General features: G+C 62.7%; 1 protein-coding gene. It reads right to left on the bottom strand.

Annotation, left to right across the window (positions count from 1 at the left end; translation table 11 throughout):
• On the bottom strand, nt 1–399 hold a 399-nt coding region (locus FN082_RS17830; protein WP_142982038.1), incomplete at both ends, for a DEAD/DEAH box helicase.

Genomic DNA, 399 nt, shown 5'->3' with positions numbered 1-399 from the left:
TATGGTCGCGCAGGCCGTCCCAGCGGTAGCTGTCGAGATCCTGCTTCAGGGTCGCGCACAGCTTCTGCTCCGCCTGATTATTCGGGGTGAGATCGTCATCGAGAAAGGCCAGCAGATCCTGCTGCGACGGCTCGGTGCTGGCCAGCGCCGTCAGGTTGCGCGGACAGACGTAGCGTCCGCGGCCAAAGGCGGCGGTGAAGCGCAGGTCGGGAATGATTTTACGCAGCAGCGGCAGGTCCTTACTGTAGATTTGATCCTGCAGGGCGACGTTGGCGGTGCTGACCACCAGCGTTTTTTGTTCCTCGCGGGCGATGGCGATGCCCGGGATCAGATATGACAGCGTTTTGCCGACGCCGGTCGGCGCTTCGATAGCCAGATGCCTGCCCTCTTCCCCGGCAA

The sequence above is a fragment of the Klebsiella spallanzanii genome, from assembly GCF_902158555.1.
GTDB lineage: Bacteria > Pseudomonadota > Gammaproteobacteria > Enterobacterales > Enterobacteriaceae > Klebsiella > Klebsiella spallanzanii.
Note: the sequence above shows the minus strand (reverse complement) of the source record. Positions and strands in the feature narration are given on the sequence as shown.